The organism is Streptomyces viridifaciens (assembly GCF_001888885.2).
Taxonomy (GTDB): Bacteria; Actinomycetota; Actinomycetes; order Streptomycetales; family Streptomycetaceae; genus Kitasatospora; species Kitasatospora aureofaciens.
On the sequence record NZ_CP090840.1, the window covers coordinates 627,280 to 642,882 of the forward strand.

The window sequence follows — 15,603 nt, forward strand, 5'->3', positions numbered from 1 at the left end:
CTCCGAACCCTCGGGGCCGCGGGCCCTTGCAGGTCCAGCAGGACGGCCGCTCCGCGTGGGCGGAGCGGCCGGCATGAGGTGGCCGGCCTCACCGGCAGATGCGAGTCTCGCACCCGGCCGGGCAGCGGACCGTCCCCAGGGAGGGCCTGCTGACCACGATCGCGGGCGCGGTGTCGCCGCTACTGAAATGATCACCCCAGCGGAACCGTCCCACACAACCCCGGCTCACTGGCTCCGGACCCGCGGCTTCCCCACCCGGACCATGGTGCTGCGCCGCAAGGGGCCGCGCTGTGGGGCGCGCATAGGTTGAGAGGATCGCCTCATGGAGTTCGACGACCCGGCTGTCATGCGCCGGCTGTGTGTAGAGCGGCTCGGCCCGGAAGCCGGGCCGCAGTTCGCAGCGATGGCCCGGCGAGGCTTCCGGCTGGCCGCGGCCTCGGAGAAGACGCCTGCCACAGGCCGGTCACAGCTCGGCGGGTCCGCGCTGCTCGAACCCGGCACCCCCTGGCCGGTGCTGGCAGATGTCCCGCTGTCCCTGCACGCCGTGCTCGACACCGATGCGCTCGCCGGGTGGCTCGGAGAGCAGCTGCCCGTTCGGCCGGGCCTGCTCAACTTCTTCTACCTCGACCCCGACGTGCCGTACGAGGAGTACTGCAAGCTGGACTCCTCCAGTCCCGACGCGTGGCGGGTGATTCCCGCCGATCCCGCGCGGGCGGTCACGACGACCGCCCCCGAGCCCGCCCGATGCTACCCGGCACGGCCCGTCTACGCAGTCGAGGTGACCATGCTCCCGGACAGCTGGGACGTTGAGGACGGCGACCTCACGTACGACAAGGACCAGCACTGGGGCGCGCCCGCACTCATCCTCGACGAGATGCACGACCTCGACGGGAACACCGATGGCGACCACTGCGCGTTCGGGTGGCCCGCCACCTCGTACACAGTCCCGGTGACCTCCCGCGACGGCGACGGTGCCGCCGTCCATCTGCTCCAGCTCGCCGAGGACACCGACCTCGGGTGGGGCTGGGGCGACGCCGGCACGCTGTACTTCACCATTCCCGCCAGGGCGTTCGCGGCGGGGGACTTCAGCAAGGCCGAGGCGACCGGCCAGTGCTGCTGAGCGGACGCCGGACCGCACGGCCGCAAAGCCGCCGTCGCACAGCTGATGTCATGCAGTTCGCTCCAGAAAGTCTCGAACCGATGCGACCTGCCGGTACGGCTTGCGGCCAGCGGCTTGGCGACCTGGTTGAGGAACTCCCCGTAGTCCTGAAGGGTGTCAAAAGTCCGATCAGGCCGCTGAGCTGGGTGTTTCCCGCAGGCCATGGGGCGGCCTGATCGGGGTGGGGTGGTACTCGTTGAGGAGTCCGCCGAGTACTTGGTGGCGTCGGACTGCGGCCATGGGCAGGAGGATGACGTTGGGATCGTCGTCTGGTGCTCGTAGATCCAGGCCGCGGTGGGCTCGTCCGGCGTTGTAGGTCGTGTCTCATAGTTGATCTTGTGGCGGGTCGAGGAGAGATAACGGATGCTGCGTGGGCTCGGATCGAGCCGTTGCTGCCGCAGCGGGATGGTGCCGGGCGTCCTTGGCGGGATCACCGAACAGGGCGCGCAGAAGGGTTCCCGGCGCCCTGACGCACTGTCCGGCCCCGGGCAGTGCGACCCGGCCCCGGGAGGCCGGGGAACCGAACCAGACTTCTGGATCGTCGCTGGTGCGCCGCGCCCTCCCCGGTGAGCGCCGGCGCCGCGCAAACCATGGGCGAGAGCTTGTCACGCCGCGGTCCACCCGATTGCGATCGCCCACGCGATATAGCCGAGGTTGACCGCCAGCCGGACCGTCGGACCGCCGAGCCGTCGTGGGTGGTCGTTGAACGACCTGGTCAAGGCGTCCACATGGCAGACCAGGTATGTCATGACCAGACCGGCGGCGGCCCACCCGCCCACGGCCCGTGCCTGTGGCACGAGGATCAGACCCCCGACGACGATGTCCGCCACCCCGCTGGCCACGACGAGGAACTCGACCCGACCCAGCAAGGGAGGAAGCAGGCCTGTCATCCACGACGGGATCAGACGACGCATGTACGCGGGGAACAGGAAGTGCGCCGCACCCGAGACAATCATGAAAATGCCAAACGTGATGGCCGCGATATCGTGCATGACATGACCGTGGCCCCGACACGCAGCTGGGCGCTTGAACGAAACGATCGGCGAGTCGACTTCCTCACCGATCCCACCGCCACGATGTTCGCCGAGTCGGGCCCGTTCCAGGTCACCCGTCATCGCCATCCCGCATGGAAGGTCGTGCTGTCCCTCGCGGGCCCGATCGAGGTCAGGCATGCCGACGGGGTCATGGCGTCGACCGGCATGATCGTGCCCCCGCAACTGGTGCACACCTGCGCCACCTCCTCGGCCTATGTCGCCCTCTTCCTCGACCCCTGGAAACTCCGTTCCGCCCCCGGACCGTGCCGCCTCGACGTCGCCGAGACCCAGCGTGTGCTGGACGCCCTCGGCCCCACCAGCGAGGCCAGCGCTCATGCCGACCTCGCCGCCGCGTGCGCCGAACTCACCCGTCTCCACGGGGAGGCGGCCTCCCTCGACCCCCGGCTCGCCCATGCCGTGGGGGAATACACGAGGCCCGACCACGATGCCGGCATCGAGGCCGTTGCCGCCGGCGTGGGAATCTCGCCATCACGGCTGCGCGCCCTGGCCCGTGACGCGGTGGGCATCCCGCTCACACGGCTGCGGCAGTGGGCGCGGCTGCGCGTGGCAGTCGCCGACCTGCCCCGCGAGACCGTGGCAGCCGCAGCGGCCTCCGCCGGCTTCGCCGACCAGGCTCACTTGACCCGCACCGCCCGACGCCTGACGGGCCGCACGCCTTCATCCGTGTTTCCCCGCTAGGGCTCCCGGCCTCGTCGCACGAGCCAGTCCTGCGTTTCGCGCAGGTCGGCGGGGCGGCCGGCCGCGTCCGGAGGAGACCGACCTGTCCCACCTCGAAGGCCATCTGGGATCCGCTCCCGTGCGGGTGGGCAACGCCGCGACCAAACAGCTCCAACTCGACATCTACGGAGCCCTGATCGACTCGGTCTACCTCTACGACAAGTGGGGTCAGCCGATCAGCAGCGACCGCTGGGATGAGGTCGGCGCCGTCGTGGGCTGGCTCTGCGACCACTGGGACCAGCCTGACGAGGGCGTCTGGGAGACCCGGGGCGGCCGGAAGAACTACGTCCTACTCGCGCGCCCGAGAGCGCGCCACCCTGCCTATGGAACGTGTGGACGGTCACGTGGTGGCTTGGTGGGCCCGGTGGGCGGCGACACGGACCCGGGTGGCGCAGCGGGGGGTGCAGAAACGTTGTGGGGTGCGGCGGCCGGTGTCGATGTAGAAGCGGTTGCAGCCGGGGGCGGCGCATTGGCCCCAGGCGCAGGTTTGGCGTTCGCTGAGCCAGATGCCGAGGGCGAGGGCGCAGGTGGAGAGGAGCCAGTGGGTGAGGTCGGCGGTGGGGGGTGTCTGGGTGTGCATGGACCAGGGACGACCGGGGAGTTTGACGAGGCGGGGGCGGGCTGGGTAGCGGTCGAGGAGGGTGTTGATGGCCTGCGCTGCGTTGTCGGGGTCGCGGGTGGTGAGGATGGCGATGAGGTGGGTGGTGGCCTGGCGTAGTTCCTGGGCGTCGGTGTCGGTGAGTTGGAGCGCTGGGCCGCCGTGGCGTTCCAGGACGGCTTGGAGATCGGCGGTGGTGGCTTCGGGGTGGTCGCGGACGGTGTTGGCGAGTTCGGTGAGGAAGTAGAGGCCGCGGGGGTTGCGGCCGTTGAGGTCCTGGGTCATGGGGGGTGCCTTTTCTTGATCGGGTTCCACTTCCCCATGGTAACGTCAATATTCAGCCTTTGACGTTACGGAGGGGTGGTATGCGATTTCCGGCATCGACGTCGGTTCTGATCGTCGGCGCAGGTCCGGTCGGCCTGACGTTGTCGGTCCTGTTGTCCGAGCACGGCGTGCGGCATCTGCTCGTCGAGGCACATCCGGGCACCTCGCACCATCCCAAGGCCCGGGGCGTGTCGGCGCGTTCGATGGAGATCTTCCGGCGGTGCGGTTTGGAGGCGGACATCCGGCGGGCGGGGCTCCCGGCCTCGCAGATCTTCTTCTACCGGGGCCGCAGCCTCGTCGACCCGGACTTCGTCCGCACCGGGCTGCCGGACGGCCCGGCGCAGGGCGCCGAGCGCACCCCGTCACCGGGACTGATCTGTCCCCAGAACGCCCTGGAGGCGCTGCTGCTGCGACGAGCCCGTCAACTCGCCCCGGACGGCGTGCGATTCGCGACCCGACTGCTCTCCTTCTCCCAGGACGGCGACGGCGTGCACGCGGTGGTGGAAGAGACGAACACCGGCCAGCGGCACGCGGTCCGTGCCGATTGGCTGGTCGGCTGCGACGGCGCATCCAGCGGCGTGCGCTCCGGTGCCGGGATCGCGATGGAAGGACCGACGGGCCTGGGCCACTTCCTCAGCATCCGCTTCGAGGCGCCGCTCGGTGACGTGGTGGCCGAGCGCGCCAGCGCCTCGTACTTCCTCACCGAGCCGGGCCGAGGCGGCTTCCTGGCCGTGGACAACGACCGGCACTGGATCTACCAGCACCCGTTCGACCCGCAGCGCGACGACATCGCCGACCTCATGAGCGACCAGCTGCAGTTGGCCCAGCTCGTCCGGGAGGCGGCCGGCCTGCCGAACCTGGAGGTCACCGTCCAGGACACCATGACCTGGCGGATGGACGCCCAACTCGCCGAAACCTACCGCAGGTCACGGGTGCTGATAGCGGGCGACGCGGCCCATGTGATCCCCCCGACCGGCGGGCACGGCATGAACACCGGCATCGGCGACGCGGACAACCTCGCCTGGAAGCTCGCCGCCGTCACCGCCGGCACAGCCGGCCAGGCGCTGCTGGACACCTACGAGAGTGAACGCCGCCCCGTCGCCCGCCAGGTCATCGACCTGTCCCTCGCCAACTCCCGCGCCCGCACCGGTTACCGGATCGACGACGAGCTGCTGCTCACCGCCGCATATCGCTCCACCGCCGTCATCGCCGACACCGGTGAACCCCCACGCCCGCCGCTGGACCCGGAGCGCGAGCACCCCGGCGGTGGGCCGGGTGCCCGCCTCCCCCATCTTCGGCTCCCGGACGCGGCCCCCATCGCGTCCACGCTGGATCTCACCGACCGCGGCTTCACCCTGCTCACCCACACCGGCGACACCGCCTGGCAACGGCAGGTGGACACCGCCAGAGCAGCCGGCCTGCCCGTCGCCCTGCGGTCGCTGGCGGACCCCGCCACCGCGAGCGCGTGGGACGACGGGGGCTGGACCACCGCGTTCAACCTCCCCGCGACCGCAGCCGTCCTCGTCCGTCCGGACACCCATATCGCCTGGCAGGCGCCGAACCCGCCCGCCGACGACACGGAACTGCTCGACGCCCTACACCGCATCCTCTCCTCGCAACAGCCCCGACGACCGCGGCAACCGCCGGGGCAGTACGAGCGCGCCGACGGAACCATCCTGGAGGAGCGCTCGTGGCTGTGGCAGGGCCACGCAGGGCCACAGGGCTGGCAGGCCGCGTGGACGCGAACGCGCGACCTGCTCGCCCCCGTCGTCGGCGACGACCGCTTCGGCATGGAAGGCGACCCCTTCCGCGGCAAGATCGCCGACGGCGCGGCCGGACTCGCCACCGCCTTCTACCTCCTCGCCGACGGCTGCGGCCCCCAGGTCCCGCATGTGCGACGGGCCCAAGTCGAGGAGCTGATGCGACCCGGGCCCGGCCAGAGCGACGGCGACGTCGTACAACGGTGGGAGGAACTCCTTCAGGCCCTGGGCCACGACCCGGACGCCGACAACGACCCAGTCAGCAAGCGGTGGCGCATCCTGCGCACCGACTACGGCCAGGAGGACGACCCCACCGTCATCGGAGAGGTACTGATCCGACAGGGATACGGCCTCCTGGAAGGCCTCGCGACCGTGCTCACCATCATGCGCCAGCCCTTCTAACCTGCGCGTTTCACTTGCGATCATGACCGGGAACGCGAAAGTGGCTTAGAGGGCGAGGGGCGCGACGAGCGACCAGGCGATCACGCGCCCCGTCTCCCCCGCGCGGGGGCGCGGGAGCGTTCCACGGTCGGGCAGGACCTTCAGCAGCTTCCGTACGAACAGCACCGACCACCCCTCCGACACGCCGCACCCGTGACTTCCCGCCAGCGACGTGTCCCGGGGCACGGCTCGGCGAGCAGAAAGGGAACCGGTCCGCTGCCCGCTCGGGGGTCCGGGCGCTCCGGGCGCGGACCGGTCCCTTCCAGTGTGGCCGGGTGGCAGCCGGGCTGCTGCCGGGGTTGGTCCCGATGGGGGCAGACAAGGGGTGGCGCCTGGGGATCCCAGCGGGTCCGCTGGCCGCAGTTCTCTGACCTCACCGTCGGGATTTCCGGTGTACGGCCTTCGCCTGTCTGATTTGGAACTCCTAACGAAATGCGGTCCTTGATCCTTCGGTGGGTTGGTTCCGCTGCAGCTGTGCAGGGGCGGCGTGGTCAGTGGCGGGTGGAAGGATCGGCCCGTGACGTGTGACGTGTGCGGGCATGAGATGCGACAAGTGCCAAGAGCGGACTCGCGGGTGAGGGAGGCGTGGGTCTGCCCCTGGTGCTACGCATGGACCGAGCTGGGTGCTCATCCGGGCTTGGTCGGCCGGTCGTGGTACGAACCCGTGCACATGCGGTGGGAGCGCGCCGATGCCGCAGAACCGCCCGCTGGCGTCTCCCATGCATACGGCCACTTCGGTGCAACCTTGTGCGGTATGCAGCAGGAGGGCGTGGTTCCCTCTCCCTACCCGTGGGGCCCCGATTGGGACGACGCGTGCCCAGAATGCAGGGAGGCAGCCATCGTCATCGACGGCCGCTGGCCTGTTGACGTACGCGGCGAGAAGCGCAAGCGGCTACGTCCTACGCCTCCGCCTGGTGCCGACTGGCCGCTCTTCTGAGATGCCCGGTCGGCAGAGACGAGCCGCCTCGACGAACAGCATCCGCAGATCGCCGAGGCGCTACGGGCGGAGAAGGACGCCCGCACCCGCCGGTTCCTGGAGACCGACTGCGCCGAACCGCGCGTGCCAGTCCACGGCGGCCATCGCCTGCCAGCGCACACCGATCTCGATCTCGGCCGGCGTCAGCCCGGTCGCCTCCGCCAGCTCGGTCTCGCTCAGCCCCTCCGAGTGCTGGTCGAGTGCCCGCATGATCTTGGCCGCCCACTGCTCGGGCTCCACGACCGGCCTGCCCCGGGACTGGTCGACCAACTGCCGCCCGTGCTCGCGGCCGCACGCCACCACCAGCCGCCGGCCGTCGAGCTTCGGGTCGGTGCGGTGCACCACTCACTCCATGCCTACCCCGAAACGGCCCGCTCCCCAGCTCGCACTGCTCCTGTCCCGGGAAGATCACCGGTCAGTCCTCCTCAGGCGGCGGGTCCCAGTCACAGAGCGTGCACCAGTCCCGCCCGGGCGGATCGCCTCGGAAGTGCACCGTGACGTTCCCGCAGCGCGGGCACGGATAGCCCGGCTCCAGCTCCTCCGCCGACGCGGTAAGAACGCCGACCTGGTGCCGCAGGCGCCGCTCGTCTTCCCGGGGACCCATGTCCGCGGCCGCCCGGGGCATCGCGAACCTCATGGACGCGTGGCTCGCAGCTGCGGCTGGCCGTCACAGCCGGACAGTGGTTCGGCCTCGGCGACGGGTACGGCCTCTTGTCGATCGTCAGGTGAAAGTCGAGGCGAGCGGGCGCGGCCGCGCCGCCGCCGGCACCTGCGTCGAGGTATGGCTGCCCGACACCGACGGCCGCATCCGTACGATCGAGCCCCACGAGAACCGGCTGCCCGGCCGACCCGGCGCCGAGCAGGCCCCGCTGCGCCCGGTCGCCGTGCTCTGATCCGGCCTCATCTTGTGATTTATCCAGCGGTCTCGAACAGGCGGACCTGCTGATCACTCGTCCGGGTGTTCACGGGACGCGGAAGCGGCCTTCGCGTGATCCTGAACTCGACCAAGAGGTGCAGGACTTGACGCGAAGGCCGTAGTAATGAGTGTGGTGGAACAGGGCGTGCAGTGCGAGCCGTTCGCGGAACTGTCACGCTTCCGGGGGGTCTTCTACGACTGCCTGATCGGACGGCGCGACGCGCTGTTCGAGCTCGCGGACGCGGTGCTGTGCACCGACGGCCCGGTCAAGACCCTGGTCGGCCTGGCGCTGGCTCCCGAGCACCGGCGCGGCCACGGCGCCCTGTACGGCGCGCTGAACCGCGGCCGCCTGGACGTCGAGCGGCTGCGGACCGAGCTGGCCAGTCTGCCGCTGCCGCGCGCCGCCGACGGCCGCCTGGTCCTGGCGGTAGACGTCTCCCCGTGGCTGCGGCCGGACGCCGCCACCAGCGACGCCCGCTCGTTCTGTCACACCTACGGCCGTGGTGAGAACAAGCACCTGATGATCCCGGGCTGGCCCTACTCCTGGGTCGTCGCCCTGGAATCGGGCCGGACCTCGTGGGTCGCGCCGCTGGACGCCGTCCGGCTGCGGCCGGGCGACGACCTCGCCGCGGTGACCGCCTCGCAGCTGCGGGATCTGGTCGAGCGCCTGATCGCCGCAGGCCAGTGGCGCCCGGGCGACCCTGCGGTGTGGATCGTGACCGATGCCGGCTACGACGTGATGCGCCTGTCCTGGCTCCTGCGCGACCTGCCCGTCGAGATTCTGGGACGCCTGCGCTCGGACCGGGTGATGCGCCGCCCGGCACCGACCCGCGCGGAGTTCGCGCTGGCCAACCCGGCCGGGGGCCGGCCGCCCAAGCACGGCGGCGAGTTCATCTTCAAGGACTCCCGGACCTGGGGCACCCCGGACGCGGAGACGAAGGTGGAGACCACCCGCTACGGCACCGCCCATGCCCAGAGCTGGGACCGGCTCCACCCCGAACTCCAGCAGCGCGCCGCCTGGCGGGACCACCCCGGCAAGCTCCCAGTCATCGAGGGCACCGTCATCCGCCTCCAGGTCGACCACCTGCCCAGCGGCGGCGACCCCAAGCCCTTGTGGCTGTGGTGGTCACGACCGACAGCCGGTCCGGCGGAGACCGACCTGGCCTGGCAGACCTTCCTGCGACGGTTCGACATCGAGCACTTCTTCAGAATGATCAAGCAAACGCTCGGCTGGACCACACCGAAACTCCGCGACCCCGAGGCAGCGGACCGCTGGACCTGGATCATGGTCGCCGCCCACACCCAACTACGCCTCGCCCGGCCCCTGGCGACCGACCTACGACGCCCCTGGGAGAAGCCAACCGAACCGAACAGGCTCACTCCCGCCCGGGTCCGCCGTGGGTTCCGACACCTGCGTGCCAAAGCCTCAACACCGGCAACAGTGCCGAAACCCTCCCGGCCCGGCCCCGGCCGCCCACCCGGCTCGAAGAACCGCCGCCCCGCGACCCGCTACGACGTGGGCCTGCTCCTGGCCACCGGCGAGTCCTACCGCAAACCGACCCACCACAAGGTCGGCACCAAACCCCGCCGCACGGGGTAGGTGGTTGTGTCACAGCGTCCTGCGAGGCTATGACCCATGATCGAGCCTCCACGCATCGGCATCAGCCCGGTGATCGCTTCAGTGACCGAGTCCTGGACCTTCATTGACGCCTGGCTGGCGGAGCACGCGCCGGCAAGCCTGGCCGAGCTCCAGCTGCCCGCATCGCCCGAAGCCATCAGCAGAGCGGAGGAGCGGCTCGGATTCCCGATTCCCGCTGATCTACGGGAGTCGTTGCTCTGTCACAACGGCGACGGTTCGTCCGTCGGGGTCCTCCCGTGCGGCCCTATGTACTCCACCGAGAGGATTGTCGAGATCCGCGACATGCGGATGAGGATCTGGGATGCCGACGATCCGGACCAGCAGGACGATCCATGGTGGGGAATGCTGTGGGTGCCGTTCGCCGGCGGCGACGGCGACGAACACTTCATTCACGCTGGTCCCGGCCTGTGGCACAACCACCTCGGCCGGGCTCCGCACGACGACTCCGCCTACTTCGTCGGCTGGCCGAGCCTCGCCGCATGGCTCCACGGCATCACCCAGGCGATGGCGCACTACGACGACCGTGACTGGAGCGGAACGGCCTACCGACCGATGCTCCGGAAGGACGGAACAGTCGACTGGTAGACCAGTCGACCAACCAGGGTCTGGATAAACCACAAGCTCATTACCTGTTTCTGAACCCCCCGACAGCAGCATCCCGGAACACGCGGCCCACCTGATGGAGACGCTGCAGCGCTCCGGCTTCCCCCAAGACAGCCCCGAGACGTGAGCCCGACAGGCCTCGCGTCGAAGATGCAAGAGCTGTCACCGACCCGGCCCAGACCAGCGGATTTGGTCTCGGAGTGGTCACGCTGTCGGCGGCGGTTGAACCGTGACCCGGTTCCGGCGGTTGAGTTCTGACCCTCGCGTCTTCTGTTGATCTTGTTAGTCGTTGCTGGTCGGTGTGCGGCCGAGGTCCCCGCGGCCTCGCATGCGGTAGGACTCGCCCTTGAGGGAGTGGACCTCGGCGTGGTGGACGAGCCGGTCGATCATGGCGGCGGCGACGGTCTCGTCGCCGAAGGTTTCTCCCCAGCGTCCGAAGGGCTTGTTCGAGGTGACGATCACGCTGGCCCTTTCGTATCTGTTCGAGACGAGCTGGAAGAACAGGTTCGCGGCCTCGGGCTCGAAGGGGATGTAGCCGACCTCGTCGACAACGATCAACGGGTAGCGGCCGAGTTTGACGAGTTCGTCCTGGAGGCGGCCGGTGTGGTGGGCGGCGGCGAGGCGGTCGACCCATTGGGAGGCGGTGGCGAACGCGACCCGGTGGCCGGCCTGGCAGGCCCGGATGGCGAGTCCGGTGGCCAGGTGGGTCTTGCCGGTGCCGGGCGGCCCGAGGAAGACCACGTTCTCCTTCGCGGCTATGAAGTCCAGTGTGCCCAGGTGGGCGAGCTGTTGGCGCGTCATGCCCCGCAGATGGGCGGTGTCGATCTCCTCGATGGTCTTGACCGCGGGGAATCGGGCGGCCCGGATGCGCTGTTCGCCGCCGTGGCTGTCACGGGCGGAGACCTCGCGCTGCAGGCAGGCGACCAGGTATTCGAGGTGGGTCCAGGACTCGGTGCGGGCCCGCTCGGCCAAGCGCTCGGCGGCGTCCAGCAGAGCGGGTGCCTTCATGGCGCGGGCGAGGAACGCGAGGTCTGCCGAGGTCTGCCGCCCTTCCTTGGGCGTCTGCTCTGCGGTGGTCGTGGCGGTGGCGGTGCGAGCCATCAGGTGTCCTCCTTGCCGGCGCCGCCCTCGATGAGGGTGAAGATGCGGTCGTAGGAACCGAGCTCACGCTGTTCGACTTCAACGCCGAGGTCATCGGGGGCGAGAGCGGTCAGGCTCGAGGCCCAGGCGCGTGAGGCCCGCTGCCGGATCGCCTGGCCGCGCAAGGTCTGGGCCGCGGCGGTGTGCTCGGGGTCGGTGATGGTCTGGTGCCGAGCCCAGCATCGGCTGTGGCGGGCGACGACCTCGCCGGTGCGGTTGGTGGCGACGATCTCCTCGGTGTCGGCCCGGACGGTGATCTGCTGCCCGATCGCGCGGGGGTGGACGGAGTAGTCGCAAGTGTCGACGCGGATGTAGTGGTCGCGTCCGAGCCGGGTCGTCTGGGGCCACCAGTTGGGCGGTGCGACCGGTGGCAGGGTGAGCATCTCGGACCGGTCGGCTTCCCAGCGCTCGGCGGGCCGGCAGCCGATCGTGCGGTGGTGCCGGCGGTTGGCGACCTGCAACCAGGCGGTGAGCTGGGTGTTGAAGTCGCCCGGTCCGGCGAACGTGCGGCCAGGCAGGAAGCTGGTCTCCAGATAGCCGTTCACCCGCTCCACCAGGCCTTTCGCCTCCGGGTCACGAGGCCGGCAGAGGTGGATCCTGGTCGCGAGCAGGCCGGCGAACGCTGCGAACTCCGACGTCAGCTTTCCCTGGCCGACGCCGCTCTCATTGTCCCAAACGAGCGTCTTCGGGACGGCGCCCCAGCCGGTCAGCAGCCGCCAGTGCCCGTCGATCAGGTCGGCGGTGGAGCGGGACGGCAACATCCGCGCGGTGATCACCCTGGAATAGCCGGACACGACGACGAGCACCGGCGGGCGTCCCGTCTGCCCGTAGCCCAGCGGGATCTCGGCCGGCGGAAACCACAGATCGCACTGCGCGAGCTCGCCCGGCGAGTAGACCGTCCGAGAGACCGGATCGACCGGCAGATAGGCCGGCCGCAGCTCGCGCACCCGCTCCTTGAGAATGGTCAGCCCACGGTCCCAGCCGATCCGCTCGGCGATCACCGTCGCCGGCATCGCCGGCGTCTGCCGCAGCAGCTCGCGGATCGCAGGCTCGACCGCATCAACCGCCGATCCCTTCAACGGCCGCTGATAGACCGGCGGCCGGTCCGTCGCCAACGCCCGCTTCACCGTGTTCTTCGAGATCCCCAGATGCCGGGCGATTGCCCGGATCGGCATCTGCTCGGCCCGGTGCAGCCGACGGATCTCAGCCCAGTCCTCCACGCGAATCACCCTCTCCTCCTGACCCTCGATGAAGATCAGGATGAACAGAAGATCGCGAAGTGGGTCCCGTTTCATCCGCCGATCAGCGGTCAGTTTTCACCCGTCGCCGACACACGCGGGGGCCGGTGCCGTCCAGCGGCGTCCGGGGGTGTCCAGATTCTGCTCGATCAGTTGCGTCCCGTGCTGTCGGCTGCTGAGCTTCGGGTGCGCCCCGGCGCCGGCTCGGGGCGGGACCGACGAACCGGAGGACTCCATGCGATTCACCAGGACCAGGAAGCGTGCCTCGGCCGCCGCGCTCGCCGTGGTGGCGATGGGCGTGATCGGAGTGGGGAGCGCGACCTCGGCGCAGGCCGCCGAGGGCTCCTGGTATATCCGCAGCGGCGGCTGCACCGCGTTGGAGAAGGTCGAACTCCAGAGTGGCCACGACCACATGGCGATCGATCCGACCGCCGCCCCCAATGGCTGTGAGTTCGGCATCAAGAACGTGAACACCGGCGGGTGGGTGTACGGCCCGACCACCAGCCCCAGCCAGTCGCCGTGGGAGTACGACGGCCCGGGTATAACCCTGGAGGCGTGTTTGTGGGGGCCGTTCAGTGCGGAGGTGTGCGGCCCGGCCAACTGAGCCGCCAACAGCGCGCGGTGCTCGGCCAGGTAGTTGGTGGGCAGTACTCGCCACACCGCTCGATGGACCGGTCGGCCAGCGCCTGGCGCAGTGCCGACTCGGGGTCGCAGAACGGGGCGGGCTCGGGGTGTTGGTCCTGGCCGAGGTCTCGTCGCCCACGGCGGCCTGGCGCAGCCAGTGCTCAGACGCGCGCAAGCAGAGCCGGTAGCTTGGTTGCAGGTGGGGTGGGTTCTGGGCCCTGTTAGTGGCCACCACCGTGAGGAATGATCAGGGTGGTCCGGTCCACCGACCTTCCCCGCCCGGACTCCGGGTCGGGTTCCCGGTGGGGAACGTCCCGCCCGCTCCACACGCCCCCGCAGTTCCGTTTGCCGAACGGTCACAGTGACCGTTCGGCAAACGCTTCCGCGAACTTCGCGATTCGGACACTATGGTGCCCAACATCGCCAGCACTCTGGGAACTGGCTTTACACGCCGCCCGGTTCGGCCGGACCTCTGGATATTCTCATCAGCCATCCTGCCAGTGTGACGTCTCGGTTGCTCTCCGTGCCGGGAATTGTCAGGATCCGAGCGGGCGGCGCACGCAGTCAGCCCCCGCGCACGCGAGGGTGGTTCCGGTTCGAGCTGCGGAAGGCCCTACAGGCGGTCGCCGGCCCCCGCGCTCGCGGGGGTTGCTCCCAGATCTTCCCGCACCTCATCAGGCCCAGGACGTCGGCCCCCGCGCTCGCGGGGCCGGCGTCCTGGTCGACCCTGGAGCTGTCGGTCCTGCGCTCGCGGGGATCGCTCTCGCCTCCCGGGTTGCGCCCCCCGGCTGAGACATCGACCCACGGGAGCGGGAGGTGACCGACGTCGCCGCCGAACTCATGCTCAACCCTGCCCGCTGCGCCCATGCGGAGGTGCTAAGCCTTTGGTGTTCTGCCCTAAATGCAGGCTCCTCGAGCCTGCCCTCGCGGGTGCTCAGAAACCTGCTGTATCGAGTTCGAGGTTGAACGGTGACGGCAGCTGCAGTGGCGTACCGAAGGGGTGGGGGCCTTCGACCCGGGTGTAGCCGAGCTGACCCGGCTGGGAGAAGAGGGTGCAGGTGCGTTCCTGTCGGTCGACCAGGAGGTACACGGGAGCACCGAACTGTGAGTAGCGCCGGCGCTTGGAGGTTCGGTCGGTGTCGCCGTTCGACGGCGAGGTCACCTCGACGACGAGTACGGTCTGGTCGGGTAGGAGGGCTCCTTCGGTCTTCGCGAGCTCGGCGGGTACGACAGCAAGGTCGGGCACGTAAAAGTTCTCTGTGCCGGGTAGGTCGAGGTTTCCGGAGCCAGCGCGCAGGCCGAGTTCGCGCATACGGGGCCCGATCTGTTCGCGGATCAGATCTACGGCGGTCTCGTGGGCCCAGGACGGTGACACGGGGGTAATGACTCCCTCGACGATCTCGACGCGGTCACCCGCAATATGCTGAATCGCGTACTTCAGTGCCTGCTCTGGATTGGGCACTTGGCTGTAGTCACCCGGGCTGGCATGCGCCGTGCTCACCTGCTGCTCTCCTGTCCGGATCTCAGTCCTCGGAACGGACCAGTGACAGTTGGTATGGGTCGGCTGTGGTCCGGCTGTCACGGCCGGAGTGCTGAGCCGGCCCTGGCACGCGGCGGTATGAGCGGGGTCCAGGGCACTTAGTAACGTTACTAGGTGCCACCTGGGTCACCGCCACATCGGCGGAGCGATTGGAGAAAACCCGCTAAGGAGCCCGAACTACGTCTCAGGATCGGCGGGCTGGTCCGCTCAGCGCGGCTGACCCCCGCTCGTGCGGGGGCCAGCCGGTGTACTGCGCGCTGGCCTACCGGGAGCACCTGTCCTCCCCGCGCAGGCGGGGGTCAGCCGGAGCTCGTCGATCGCGGGCATGGCCTCTTCCTGGGGTCCGGCCAAGGTGCCTGCAAAACCCACATTGAGATGATCTTGTAGGCCGATCCGCCGTCAGCCGGTTCGGAGAGCCGCGAGCTCGGCTTCGGCCTGGGCGACGGCTTCGGGGTACGCCTGGCGCTTCTCGTGCTCGGCCAGCGCCCGGTGGATGCTGGCCAGGCCGGGGTTCTGGCCCTTGCGCTTGCCAGTGGGGATGATCAGGTCGGGGCGAATCTGCTCGACGGACTCGCCGGCCGCCCGGCGCCGCAGCACGGTGTGCAGCATGTCGTCGGTGATGACCGGCGGCCGGCCGCCGTGCTTGCCCTTGCGGGCGCGGCATGAGCCCTTCAAGGGTGGCTTCGCGGATGCTCTCGCGCTCCGTCTCGGCCGTCGCGGCGAAGAACCCGAAGAGAATCCGGCCGGGGCCGGACGGGTCGTAGATGCCACGCAGGGCCGGCCAGCATCTCCAGGACCAGGCCGTGGGCGGTCAGATGGTCAGCCAGCGCGGCGTTTGTGGGAGATCTCCGTTCGCCGTCGATCTGCTCGTGA

The 15,603-nt window shown here is 69.7% G+C and carries 14 protein-coding genes and 2 pseudogenes; 9 read left to right on the forward strand and 7 right to left on the reverse strand.

The window, feature by feature from the left end; all coding sequences use genetic code 11:
- Window positions 1–322 precede the first annotated feature (322 nt).
- Window positions 323–1,120 (forward strand): DUF1963 domain-containing protein, encoded by a 798-nt coding sequence (locus BOQ63_RS02810; protein ID WP_072653309.1) that lies wholly within the window; start codon window positions 323–325, stop codon window positions 1,118–1,120.
- A gap of 377 nt (window positions 1,121–1,497) precedes the next feature.
- Window positions 1,498–1,596, forward strand: a pseudogene (locus BOQ63_RS02815) (transposase); the annotation flags it as partial.
- 168 nt (window positions 1,597–1,764) lie between these two features.
- On the opposite strand, the gene BOQ63_RS02820 reads toward BOQ63_RS02815, so the two are convergent.
- Complete coding sequence (locus BOQ63_RS02820) at window positions 1,765–2,151, reverse strand: DoxX-related protein (RefSeq protein ID WP_072653310.1); 387 nt, start codon at window positions 2,149–2,151, stop codon at window positions 1,765–1,767.
- Between the two features lie 3 nt (window positions 2,152–2,154).
- On the opposite strand from BOQ63_RS02820, the gene BOQ63_RS02825 reads away from it, so the two are divergent.
- Window positions 2,155–2,892 carry a helix-turn-helix transcriptional regulator gene (locus tag BOQ63_RS02825; RefSeq protein WP_360334661.1) on the forward strand — a complete coding sequence of 246 codons (738 nt, stop codon included), beginning with the start codon at window positions 2,155–2,157 and terminating at the stop codon, window positions 2,890–2,892.
- A gap of 79 nt (window positions 2,893–2,971) precedes the next feature.
- Window positions 2,972–3,220, forward strand: a pseudogene (locus BOQ63_RS02830) (glycoside hydrolase family 15 protein); the annotation flags it as partial.
- A gap of 51 nt (window positions 3,221–3,271) precedes the next feature.
- Here BOQ63_RS02830 and BOQ63_RS02835 read toward each other — a convergent pair.
- On the reverse strand, window positions 3,272–3,814 hold the full coding sequence (locus tag BOQ63_RS02835; RefSeq protein WP_043481032.1) for a CGNR zinc finger domain-containing protein: 543 nt from the start codon (window positions 3,812–3,814) through the stop codon (window positions 3,272–3,274).
- 80 nt (window positions 3,815–3,894) lie between these two features.
- Here BOQ63_RS02835 and BOQ63_RS02840 point away from each other — a divergent pair, with 80 nt between their 5' ends.
- Window positions 3,895–6,015 (forward strand): FAD-dependent monooxygenase, encoded by a 2,121-nt coding sequence (locus BOQ63_RS02840; protein ID WP_072653311.1) that lies wholly within the window; start codon window positions 3,895–3,897, stop codon window positions 6,013–6,015.
- Window positions 6,016–7,051: 1,036 nt separating this feature from the next.
- Here BOQ63_RS02840 and BOQ63_RS02845 read toward each other — a convergent pair.
- Window positions 7,052–7,372 (reverse strand): hypothetical protein, encoded by a 321-nt coding sequence (locus tag BOQ63_RS02845; RefSeq protein WP_072653313.1) that lies wholly within the window; start codon window positions 7,370–7,372, stop codon window positions 7,052–7,054.
- Between the two features lie 383 nt (window positions 7,373–7,755).
- Here BOQ63_RS02845 and BOQ63_RS02850 point away from each other — a divergent pair, with 383 nt between their 5' ends.
- The 3 genes from BOQ63_RS02850 to BOQ63_RS02860 all read left to right on the forward strand — a co-directional run bounded on the left by BOQ63_RS02850 (window position 7,756) and on the right by BOQ63_RS02860 (window position 10,170).
- Window positions 7,756–7,923 carry a hypothetical protein gene (locus BOQ63_RS02850; RefSeq protein WP_157881751.1) on the forward strand — a complete coding sequence of 56 codons (168 nt, stop codon included), beginning with the start codon at window positions 7,756–7,758 and terminating at the stop codon, window positions 7,921–7,923.
- A 147-nt stretch (window positions 7,924–8,070) separates the two neighbouring features.
- Window positions 8,071–9,546 carry an NF041680 family putative transposase gene (locus tag BOQ63_RS02855; RefSeq protein WP_030550132.1) on the forward strand — a complete coding sequence of 492 codons (1,476 nt, stop codon included), beginning with the start codon at window positions 8,071–8,073 and terminating at the stop codon, window positions 9,544–9,546.
- A gap of 36 nt (window positions 9,547–9,582) precedes the next feature.
- Window positions 9,583–10,170 carry an SMI1/KNR4 family protein gene (locus BOQ63_RS02860; RefSeq protein ID WP_050366990.1) on the forward strand — a complete coding sequence of 196 codons (588 nt, stop codon included), beginning with the start codon at window positions 9,583–9,585 and terminating at the stop codon, window positions 10,168–10,170.
- Between the two features lie 300 nt (window positions 10,171–10,470).
- On the opposite strand, the gene istB is transcribed toward BOQ63_RS02860, so the two are convergent.
- Window positions 10,471–11,289 (reverse strand): IS21-like element helper ATPase IstB, encoded by an 819-nt coding sequence (gene istB, locus BOQ63_RS02865; RefSeq protein ID WP_223886207.1) that lies wholly within the window; start codon window positions 11,287–11,289, stop codon window positions 10,471–10,473.
- Window positions 11,289–12,557: an IS21 family transposase gene (gene istA / locus BOQ63_RS02870; protein WP_072653819.1), complete on the reverse strand. Its 1,269-nt coding sequence runs from the start codon at window positions 12,555–12,557 to the stop codon at window positions 11,289–11,291. The genes istB and istA overlap by 1 nt, the downstream gene beginning before the upstream one ends.
- Window positions 12,558–12,801: 244 nt before the next feature.
- On the opposite strand from istA, the gene BOQ63_RS02875 reads away from it, so the two are divergent.
- Complete coding sequence (locus tag BOQ63_RS02875; protein WP_030555073.1) at window positions 12,802–13,170, forward strand: hypothetical protein; 369 nt, start codon at window positions 12,802–12,804, stop codon at window positions 13,168–13,170.
- Between the two features lie 954 nt (window positions 13,171–14,124).
- On the opposite strand, the gene BOQ63_RS02880 is transcribed toward BOQ63_RS02875, so the two are convergent.
- The gene (locus tag BOQ63_RS02880) at window positions 14,125–14,691 is read right to left on the reverse strand and encodes a Uma2 family endonuclease (protein WP_030555075.1); all 567 of its coding nucleotides are present in this window, start codon (window positions 14,689–14,691) and stop codon (window positions 14,125–14,127) included.
- Window positions 14,692–15,129: 438 nt separating this feature from the next.
- On the reverse strand, window positions 15,130–15,405 hold the full coding sequence (locus tag BOQ63_RS02885) for a hypothetical protein (RefSeq protein WP_454130830.1): 276 nt from the start codon (window positions 15,403–15,405) through the stop codon (window positions 15,130–15,132).
- Window positions 15,406–15,603 lie beyond the last annotated feature (198 nt).